Genomic DNA, 8,974 nt, shown 5'->3' with positions numbered 1-8,974 from the left:
CGCAACTCGCCGTCGCTGACCGAGCCCGTGCGGGCGCGGTTGATGAAGCTGGCGGGCAGCCGGCTGACGCTGGACGGCGTGATCCTGATCACCGCCGTCCGCCATCGGACCCAGGAGCGCAACCGGGCGGACGCCGTCGAACGGCTTCAGGCTCTGATCGACAAGGCGTCGGTCGCCCCGGTCTATCGCGTGCCGACCCGGCCGACCCGCGCCTCGAAGGAGCGCCGGCTGGACGGCAAGGCCAAACGCTCGACCATCAAGAGCGGCCGCGGCCGGCCCCAGGGCGATGACTAGGCCTAGGGCGCCGTGGACGCCTGCGCCGGGCGGAACAGCAGGGCCGCGACCTTGCCGGCCTCGTCCATGCCGATGATCCATTCGGTCGAGGCGTTGGCGAAGACCACCGCGAACATGTCGGCGCCGCTCTGGCTGCCGGTGAAGTCCAGCGCCTGAACCGCGCCGAAGCCGCGGAGCAGCGGCAGCACGGTGGCTTCCTGCGCCCGCACCTTGCCGGCCAGATCCTCGGTCATCAACGCGTAAGGCATGGTCCCGGCCTGGGCCCCGCCGATGATCTCGCGCAGGACTTCTTCCGAGCGGGCGTTGGCCGGCGTCGCGGAGACCGGAGCGGCGGGAGCGGCCTGAGCCGTGGCGGCGGGTGCGGCGGCGCGCGCGGGCGCCGGCGTGGCGGCCGCCGGACGGTCGAAGGTGTTGGGCACGGAGCCGGCCGCGACCTGCGCGTGGGCGGCGGGCGCGAGCAGCAGGGCGGCGGCGGTCAATAGCAACTTCATGGCGGGGAACTCTCCGGCGTTCGTCAGAGGATGGCGGGCCAAAGCGACAGAACAAGGGCGGCGGCCGAGGCCGCCAGGGCCAGCGTCACGCCGACGACGGCCCAGGCCGGGCTGCGGGTCTCGCGGATGATGACGGTCTGGGGCCGGGGCGGATCCTGGGCCAGCCGCGACAGCGCCTTCAGCGTCGCGCGGACTTCCTCAAGGGCGTCGCGCACCTGCGCCTGCGGCCCCAGCTCGCGCCGGATCCAGCGCTCGACGATCGGCCGGGCCGCCTCCCAAAGGTCGTGATCCGGATTCAGCCGCCGCGCCACGCCCTCGACCGAGACCATGGTCTTCTGCAGCAGGATCAGCTCGGGCCGCAGGTGCATGTCGAACAGGTCGGTGATCTCGAACAGCTGGCCCAGCAGCCGGCCCATCGACACCTGCGACGCCTGTTTGCCGATCACCGGCTCGCCCACCGCGCGCAGCGCCTGGGCGAAGGCCTCGACCGAGTGCTCGGGGGGGACATAGCCGGCCTCGAAATGCACCCGGCTGATGCGGTCGTAGTCGCGGCTCAGGAAGCCCCACAGGATTTCCGCCAGGTAGCGGCGCTCGCCCGGCCCTAGCCGCCCGATGATGCCGAAGTCGATCGCCGTCACCTCCGCGGGCGCCTGACAGAACAGGTTCCCCTCGTGCAGGTCGGCGTGGAAGGTGCCGTAGTCCAGCGCCTGGGTCAGGAAGGCGCGCACCACGTTGTCGGCCAGCGCGTTCTTGTCGAGGCCCGGCTGCTCCGCCGCCAGCGGATCGGTCATCGGCAGGCCGGGGGCCCACTCCAGCGTCAGCACCCGCTTGCCGACGCCGTCCCAGATCACCGCCGGCGCGCTCATATGACCGCCGCCGCCCTCGCGTACCTTGTCGAGGATGTCCTTCAGCTCCGACGCCGCCGCCGCCTCCAGCCGCATGTCCAGCTCGAGCTGCAGCGCCCGGGCGATGGTCTCGACAAAGGCCGAGGGCTCCAGCCGCCGGGCCAGAGGAACGAACCGCACCGCCAGCCGCGCCGCCAGCCGCATCGAATCCAGCCCGTGCGCCACCCGCCGTTCGATCCCCGGCCGCAGCACCTTGACCGCCACCTTGCGGCCGTCCGCCAGCCACGCCGGATGGGCCTGCGCCAGCGAGGCGGCGGCCACGGGCGGGCCGAAGTCCGTGAACAGGCTCTCGACCGGGCGGCCCAGCGACCGCTCAACCTCGCGCCGGGCCTGATCGACAGGGAAGGGCGCAAGCGCGTCCTTCAGCCGTCCCAGATCACGCGCGAACTCGACGCCGAAGATGTCGGCCCGCGTGGCCAGCACCTGCCCCAGTTTGATGGCGACGGGTCCGAGGTGTTCGAACGCCCGGCCCAGACGCTGGCCGGGGCGGCCGTCGCGGCCCTCGCGCCCGGCGAAGGCGTGCAGCAGATGGGCGATCCAGCGCACCCAGACGGGCAGCAGATGGGTGATCTCGCGCGGGACCAGAGCGTCGTGCCGCACCAGCACCCAGCCCCAACCCATCAGCCGCAGCCACGCCTCCAGCGGCCGGCGCACCGGCACGGTGGGCGGCGGCGGCGGCGGCGTCGCGGGATCGATCCGGCGCGTCAGATCGCCCACCCGTGGTGGATGGCCGCCACGCCGCCGGACAGGTTGGTCACGCTGACGCGGCTGAAGCCGGCGGCCTCGATCATGGCCTTGAAGGTCGGCTGGTCCGGGAAGCGCCGGATGCTCTCGACGAGGTACTGGTAGCTGTCGCGGTCGCCCGCGACCCAGCCGCCGATGCGGGGAATGGCGTGGAAGGACCAGGCGTCATAGGCCCGGCGGATCGCCGAGGCGGTCGGGCGGGAAAACTCGAGGCACAGGAACCGGCCGCCCGGCTTCACCACGCGCCGCGCCTCGGCTAGAGCCTGCGGGATGTCGGCCACGTTGCGGATGCCGAAACTGATCGAATAGGCGTCCACCGACGCGTCCGGCAGGGGCAGGGCCATGGCGTCGCCGACGCTCCACTGCATCTCCGGCTCGCCGCCCTTGCCGACCCCGGCCATGATCATCTCGGCGTTGTAGTCCAGCACGATCACCGAGGCGTCGGGCCCGCCTCGCCGTTGCTGGGCCGCCCGCGCCATCTTGGCATAGCGGCGCGCCATGTCCCCGGTTCCGCCCGCCACGTCGAGGATGGTCTCGCCCGGGCGCGGGTTCAGCTTCGCCGCCGCCGCGTCCTTCCACAGCCGGTGCACGCCCCCGCTCATCAGGTCGTTCATCAGGTCGTAGTTCGAGGCCACGCTGTCGAACACGCCGCGCACCAGCCGCACCTTCTCCGTCGCCTCGACATCGCGGAAGCCGAAGGAGGATGTCTTGGGCGAAGGATCGCCGTCGGCGGCCGGGCTGGTCATGCTGGCGGTCTAGCGCAGCCCCGCCGCCCCGTCACCGGGCCGCGTGGTCGCGGCGGCGGGCTCAGGCGGCGCCGGCCGTGGGCCTGGGCACGCCCAGATCCTTCAGCACGCCGCGCATGGCGCCGTAGCAACCGCAGGCGGCCTTTTCGAGCGCCGGCCGGTCGGTGACCTCGACCCAGCCGCGGCCGCGCCGGATCAGACCCTTGTCCTCCAGCTCTGATCCAACTTCCGACACCGTGGCGCGTCGCACGCCCAGCATGCCGGCGATGTCCGCCTGGGTCAGGACGAAGCGGTCCGCGTCGGCCCGGTCGTGGATCGTCAGCAGCCAGCGCGCCAGCCGCTCGTCCAGCCGGTGCTGGGCGTTGCAGGCCGCGACCTGCTGCACCTGGGCGAACAGGCTCTCGGTGAATTTGGCCAGCGCCGTCCGCATGTGCTCGCTCTTCGACAGGGCGTCGGCGAAGACGTCGGCGGGGCAGCAGGCCGAAACGCCCTCGACCTGGGCGATGGCGCGGCTGGCGGCGCGGGCGTTCAGGGGGCCGCAGGTCACGCCGACGAGCCCCTCGCGGCCGATGGCGGCGGTCTCCACCAGGCGGTCGCCATCGACCACCGTCATCAGCGAGACCACGCCGCTCATCGGGAACCACACCTCCGAGACCTCCTCGCCGGCGTCGTACAGCATCTGGCCCTGGGCGAAGGGCCGCTCATGCAGGTGCGGTTCGATCCGTTTCCGGTCGGCGGGGTCGAGCGCGGCGATCCACATATTGTCCATGACACCCTCCGTCCGAATAGCGACGCTTGTTAACGCCCTCGCTTCGTCGTGCGTTCCGCGCGGCCGAGCCGGTAGGTTCGTCACGAAGAACACGAAGGAGGAGACTCAAAGGACACGAAGAGGCCGGCGCCGTTCCGCGCGCAGCGCCTCATCTTTTACGATGGGGTTGAACGCCTGCGGCGCCTCGCGCTCGAACCCTTCGTGGCCTTCGTGGCCTTCGTGGCCTTCGTGGCCTTCGTGGCCTTCGTGTCGAACCAGCGATGCGCGCGGCATCCTCCGTCCAGCCGACCGCTTGTCTGCACCGCCCCCGCGCGATACGCCGGATCGACGGAGGACGGACATGGTCGATCGGATTGATGTTGCGGAAGCCCTGAAGGGCCTGCCGGCATGGCGCGCGCACGAGGGCGACCGGCCCGCGATCGAGCGCCGTCTGACCTTCGCCGACTTCAACGCCGCCTTCGGCTTCATGACCCGGGTGGCCCTCTACGCCGACAAGGCGGACCACCATCCGGAATGGTCGAACGTCTACAACAGGGTCGAGGTGCTGCTGACCACCCATGACGCCGATGGCGTCACGGCCAGGGACGTCGATCTGGCCCGCTTCATCGACGAAGCCGCCGCCGCCATGGGCGGCCGCTGATGGCGCGGCCGGGACGTGTCGCCGGCAAACAGGCCCTGATCACCGGCGCCGCCGGAGGTCTCGGCGAGGCCATGGCCTGGATGCTGGCGCGGGAAGGCGCCAGGGTCGCCGTCACCGACCTGAACGCCGGCGGCGCCGAGGCGCTGGCGGCGGCCATCAATGCGGAGCTGCCCGCCGCCGCCTTCGCCTACGCCCACGACGTCACCGACGAGGCCGCGTGGGTCTCCGTCGTCGAGCGCGCCGTCGCCGACATGGACGGGCTGTCGATTTTGGTGAACAACGCCGGCATCGGCTGCGACTTCGTCTGGTCCGAGCAGGACACGCTGGAGAACTGGCGCCGGGTCCAGGCGGTCAACGTCGAGAGCGTGATGTTCGGCTGCAAGCACGCCATGCCGCACCTGCGCGCGTCCGGCGCCGGCTCGATCGTCAACATCAGCTCGGTCGCGGGGTTGGCCGCCGCGCCGGGCATGGGCGCCTACAACGCCACCAAGGCGGCGGTCTGGATGTACACCAAGACGGTCGCGCTCGAGGCCGCAAAGGGCGACTGGAACGTCCGCTGCAACTCGGTCCATCCCGTCTTCATCAAGACCCCGATCCTCGATCCCTTCATCGCCATGGCCGGCGGCGACGAGGCCAAGGCCCACGAACGCCTCTCGCGCGGCATCCCCCTGAAGCGCATCGGGGAGCCGAACGACGTGGCCTACTGCGTTCTCTATCTGGCGTCCGACGAGAGCAAATTCGTCACCGGCGCGGAGTTCAAGATCGACGGGGGGATGTTGGCGCAGTGAGGGTAGGGATGAGGGACGAGGGATTAGGGACTAGGGATAAGGGGAGTCCGCGGCGATCCGCTCGGCGCCTCCCCGATCAACATCCTCATCCCTAATCCCTCATCCCTAATCCCTCACTGAACCAAATCCGCCGGCAATATCTGGCTCGCCAGCAGCGTCTCCATCGCGTCCCACCGGTCCGGCCCCTGCCGTTCGACCCACGCCTGCACCACGTCGCGGCCGAGGCCGTAGTTGATGATGTAGCTGCGGTAGGTGTCGATGAAGCGCAGCCGCTGGGCCGCCCGCGCCGGTTCGGCGAGCGTGTATTTCCCGAGCAGCGTCTGCGCCTCCTCGCGCCCGATCCGCCCCGCCAGATAGGCGTCGGCGATGGTGTATTCCGCCCGCGCCAGCCGCCGCGTCAGACGGCCCAGCTGCGCCTTGCGGTCCGCCGTCGACGGGTCCAGCCCGGCCAGCGGGAACAGCACCGCCCGCTCGAACGCCGTGCCTTCGTCGCCCGGGAAGGCCAGGTCGATGCCGTAGTTGGCGCTCCCCTCGGCCACGAAGCTCATCGGCGAGAACAGCGGATAGACGCTCATCTCGACCCAGCCGCGCTCGGTGACGAAGGTCTTCTCCAGCAGGGCGTTGTAGACGTGGTGCCCCGGGTAGCCTTCATGGCAGCCCAGATCGATCGCCCGCTCGGTATAGATCGGCAGGTCGGCGTTGATCTCGATCTTCGATTTCGAGCCGCCTTGGTAATAGTTGTAGCCCGACCACGGCTTGTCGCTGACGAAGGCCATGGTGAAGCTCTCGTCGGCCGGCAGGCCGATGCGGCGGACGGTGCGGGCGCGGCATTCGGCGATGGCCGCGTCGAACACCGGCTGCAGCCGGTCGCGCGGGATCACATACTGCGACTTGAAGGCGGTGAACCGGTCGGTCAGCGAGCCGGGCCCCGGCAGCAGGGCGTCGATCTCGGCCAGGACCGCGTCGTAGTCGGTCAGGGGCCGCAGTTCGGGCCGGACGCCGAACAGCGCCTCGGCCTCGTCGGCGAAGCTCATTGTCTCGCCCGACAGCATCCGCAGGCGGGCGGCGGCGGCCGAGACGTGGGCCAGCAGGTATTTGCGCCGCTGCACCACCTCGCGCTCGGCGCCGACGGTCGACACCGCCTCCAGCCGGTTGGTCAGGCTGGCCGCGCCCTGGATCAGCTGCGGCACGGTGCGCGGGTTGGCCTTGGCCGCCTCCTGCCAGGCGGGCGGGCCGTAATAGGCGTCGACATAGCCTGGCTCGCGCTCCCCGATCTCGAGGATCAGGGCGACATAGTCCCGGGCGATGGCGTCGAGGCTGTCGCCGCTCGCATCGGGCGCGGGGGCCGGCGGCGTGGCGCAGGCCGCGACCAGCATCAGCAATCCAAACAGCAGGGCGCGCATCGGAACCTCCATCGGCGAAGCGCCCGCACGCTAGATCAACCGGCCGGCCCCGCAAAGCCGCCGCCCCGGCGCCCAGGCGGGTTGAGGGCGGCGCGCTCCTGCTGTAAGGCCCTTCGTCCCGGCGTTTTCGCCGACAGACGCACCCGTAGCTCAGCTGGATAGAGTACTGCCCTCCGAAGGCAGGGGTCAGAGGTTCGAATCCTCTCGGGTGCGCCATTCTCTCCGATCAGGTCGGCCGCCTCGCCGCGATCTCCGCGTCCGGCGGGACGGAATCCACCAACACCCCGATCTCCGCTGCGAAGCGGGTTGGGCCGCGATCCGGCCGTGCGCGAATATCGCCCCCTTTCATCGAGGGCGTGATGCGAAACAAGCTGACGATCGCCGCCATGACGGCCGGCCTGCTGTTGGGCGCCGCCTTGCCGGTCGCAAGCCAGAGCGGCGCCGACCCCATCGCCGCCGCCGTCGCCTCCGAAGCCCGGCCGGACCGCGACCGGGCGCGCGACGCGGGGCGCAAGCCGGCCGAAACCCTGGCCTTCGCCGGCGTCAGGCCGGGCATGAGCGTGATCGAGATCATGCCCGGAGGCGGCTACTTCACGCGCCTGCTGTCGCGCTCGGTCGGTCCCCAGGGCCGCATTCACGCCTTCCAGCCGCAGGAGATCGCGACGCGGTTCCCCAACAGCCGGACGACGGTCGAGGCCCTGCCGTCGGAACCCGGCCTCGGCAACGTTCAGACGTCGGTGGCGCCCATCGACGCCGTCGCCGCGCCGGCGCCGGTCGATCTGGTCTTCACCGCCCTCAACTACCACGACCTGCACGCCGACATCATGGGTCCGGCCGACGTCGCGGCGGTGAACCGGGCCGTATTCGCGGCGCTCAAGCCCGGCGGCGCCTTCGTCGTCATCGATCACCACGCGCCGGCGGGGGTCGGGGCGTCCCGCGCCAGCGACCTGCACCGGATCGACATCGAGACGGTCAAGGCCGAGGTCCTCGCCGCCGGCTTCGTGCTGGAAGCCGAAAGCGACATCCTGCGCCGGCCCGATGACGCCCGCACCGCGGGCGTCTACGACCCCGCCATCCGCGGCTCGACCGACCAGTTCCTGCTGCGGTTCCGCAAGCCGGCCTAAGGTCAGCTCGCACTCAACGATCTCAATGTTGCCGCAGTGTTACAATGCTAGGTGACAATCGGGTAAGTAGTTGCCTAAGTCTAATCAATAAACCCGCGCTACATAAAGCACATGTTGCTGCCGAAATACGGCCGGGAACTCAGATGTGCTTCCTCTCCCATAGATCATTGCTATGCATGATGTTCGACAGCGCGCCCGTCAGGATCGGGCGCTCGCGCAATCACTGCTGATCTGGAGATGACAAGATGCGGGTTACGACAAGCGATCGCCGGCTGCTGCTGGCCGGAACCATGGTCGGAGGCCTCGCCCTCGCCCTCGCCGCCGCGCCGGCCATGGCGCAGACGACGCAGCCGGCGGCGACCGGTCAGCCCCAACCGCCCCAGGACGCGACCGTGATCGAGGAAGTCGTCGTCACCGGGTCGCGCATCCGGCGCGATCCGACCAACGCGCCCACGCCGGTCATCCAGATTTCGCGGGAACAACTGCTTTCGACCGGTCAATCGACCGTGATCGACTTCCTCGCCACCATCCCGGCGCTGTCCAACTCTCAGGTCCCGACCGACACCGTCGGCTCTTTGGGCATCGGCGGCCTGTCCCTTCCCAACCTGCGCGCCCTCGGCGCCGGACGTACCCTGACGCTCGTTGATGGTCGTCGGCACGTGGGATCCAATCCCGGTTCGCTGGCCGTCGACGTCGACACCATTCCCCGCCTGCTGATCGAGAACATCGAGATCGTGACCGGCGGCGCTTCGTCGGTCTACGGGGCTGACGCCGTTTCCGGTGTCCTGAACTTCCAGCTCCGCAAGGATTTCGAAGGCCTCGAAATAGACGCCGCCTACGGCATGATCAATCAGGACGGACAGGCCTCGACGCGCTTCTCCGTTCTGGCCGGCGCTAACCTGCTTGAGGATCGTCTGAACGTCTATGCGTTCGGCGAGTACGAGAACCAGGACCCGGTCTATTACCGCGACGTGGACTGGCTCAGGGACGCCTGGGGTCTTGTAGGCGACGACGCCGATCCAGCCTCCGCCTCCAACGACGCCGTTTATGACAATCGCCTCTTCAGGGAT

10 protein-coding genes and 1 tRNA gene are annotated in these 8,974 nt (G+C 70.0%); 6 read left to right on the top strand and 5 right to left on the bottom strand.

All coding sequences use genetic code 11. The features are described 5' to 3' along the window. The coding region (arfB, locus tag VGB60_RS09410) for an alternative ribosome rescue aminoacyl-tRNA hydrolase ArfB (protein ID WP_331038008.1) at window positions 1-294 on the top strand (294 nt) is incomplete at its 5' end. Window positions 295-296: 2 nt separating this feature from the next. On the opposite strand, the gene VGB60_RS09405 is transcribed toward arfB, so the two are convergent. The 4 genes from VGB60_RS09405 to VGB60_RS09390 all read right to left on the bottom strand — a co-directional run bounded on the left by VGB60_RS09405 (window position 297) and on the right by VGB60_RS09390 (window position 3,949). Beyond that, window positions 297-785 (bottom strand): hypothetical protein, encoded by a 489-nt coding sequence (locus VGB60_RS09405; RefSeq protein ID WP_331038007.1) that lies wholly within the window; start codon window positions 783-785, stop codon window positions 297-299. Window positions 786-808: 23 nt separating this feature from the next. Then, window positions 809-2,407 carry a 2-polyprenylphenol 6-hydroxylase gene (gene ubiB, locus VGB60_RS09400; RefSeq protein ID WP_331038006.1) on the bottom strand — a complete coding sequence of 533 codons (1,599 nt, stop codon included), beginning with the start codon at window positions 2,405-2,407 and terminating at the stop codon, window positions 809-811. Further along, a complete protein-coding gene (locus VGB60_RS09395) occupies window positions 2,395-3,180 on the bottom strand; it encodes a class I SAM-dependent methyltransferase (RefSeq protein WP_331038005.1) in 786 nt (261 codons plus the stop codon). Before VGB60_RS09395 ends, ubiB begins: the two co-directional genes overlap by 13 nt. Window positions 3,181-3,241: 61 nt before the next feature. After that, on the bottom strand, window positions 3,242-3,949 hold the full coding sequence (locus VGB60_RS09390) for a Crp/Fnr family transcriptional regulator (protein ID WP_331038004.1): 708 nt from the start codon (window positions 3,947-3,949) through the stop codon (window positions 3,242-3,244). 340 nt (window positions 3,950-4,289) lie between these two features. Between VGB60_RS09390 and VGB60_RS09385 the strand changes: the two genes are divergently transcribed. Both VGB60_RS09385 and VGB60_RS09380 read left to right on the top strand, forming a co-directional pair. Continuing rightward, window positions 4,290-4,589 (top strand): 4a-hydroxytetrahydrobiopterin dehydratase, encoded by a 300-nt coding sequence (locus VGB60_RS09385; RefSeq protein WP_331038003.1) that lies wholly within the window; start codon window positions 4,290-4,292, stop codon window positions 4,587-4,589. After that, window positions 4,589-5,377: an SDR family oxidoreductase gene (locus tag VGB60_RS09380; protein WP_331038002.1), complete on the top strand. Its 789-nt coding sequence runs from the start codon at window positions 4,589-4,591 to the stop codon at window positions 5,375-5,377. The genes VGB60_RS09385 and VGB60_RS09380 overlap by 1 nt, the downstream gene beginning before the upstream one ends. A 113-nt stretch (window positions 5,378-5,490) precedes the next feature. Here VGB60_RS09380 and VGB60_RS09375 read toward each other — a convergent pair whose 3' ends face one another. Further along, entirely contained in the window at window positions 5,491-6,780 is a 1,290-nt protein-coding gene (locus VGB60_RS09375) for a hypothetical protein (RefSeq protein WP_331038001.1), read from the bottom strand. 139 nt (window positions 6,781-6,919) lie between these two features. Here VGB60_RS09375 and VGB60_RS09370 point away from each other — a divergent pair. The 3 genes from VGB60_RS09370 to VGB60_RS09360 all read left to right on the top strand — a co-directional run. After that, window positions 6,920-6,996 (top strand) — tRNA-Arg (locus tag VGB60_RS09370). Window positions 6,997-7,139: 143 nt separating this feature from the next. After that, entirely contained in the window at window positions 7,140-7,904 is a 765-nt protein-coding gene (locus VGB60_RS09365) for a methyltransferase (protein ID WP_331038000.1), read from the top strand. A 245-nt stretch (window positions 7,905-8,149) separates the two neighbouring features. Continuing rightward, window positions 8,150-8,974: TonB-dependent receptor plug domain-containing protein (locus tag VGB60_RS09360; RefSeq protein WP_331037999.1), on the top strand; the 825-nt coding region annotated here is incomplete at its 3' end.

Source organism: Brevundimonas sp., assembly GCF_036399195.1.
Taxonomy (GTDB): Bacteria; Pseudomonadota; Alphaproteobacteria; order Caulobacterales; family Caulobacteraceae; genus Brevundimonas.
The sequence above is the reverse complement of the archived record's forward strand: the minus strand, read 5'-3'. Positions and strand labels throughout refer to the sequence as shown.

What these genes read in the sequence shown, in the direction of transcription:
- VGB60_RS09405 (WP_331038007.1), bottom strand. Translation starts at nt 785, where the DNA reads ATGAAGTTGCTATTGACCGCCGCCGCCCTGCTGCTCGCGCCCGCCGCC.
- VGB60_RS09385 (WP_331038003.1), top strand. Translation starts at nt 4,290, where the DNA reads ATGGTCGATCGGATTGATGTTGCGGAAGCCCTGAAGGGCCTGCCGGCA.
- VGB60_RS09390 (WP_331038004.1), bottom strand. Translation starts at nt 3,949, where the DNA reads ATGGACAATATGTGGATCGCCGCGCTCGACCCCGCCGACCGGAAACGG.
- VGB60_RS09365 (WP_331038000.1), top strand. Translation starts at nt 7,140, where the DNA reads ATGCGAAACAAGCTGACGATCGCCGCCATGACGGCCGGCCTGCTGTTG.
- VGB60_RS09380 (WP_331038002.1), top strand. Translation starts at nt 4,589, where the DNA reads ATGGCGCGGCCGGGACGTGTCGCCGGCAAACAGGCCCTGATCACCGGC.
- VGB60_RS09375 (WP_331038001.1), bottom strand. Translation starts at nt 6,780, where the DNA reads ATGCGCGCCCTGCTGTTTGGATTGCTGATGCTGGTCGCGGCCTGCGCC.
- VGB60_RS09395 (WP_331038005.1), bottom strand. Translation starts at nt 3,180, where the DNA reads ATGACCAGCCCGGCCGCCGACGGCGATCCTTCGCCCAAGACATCCTCC.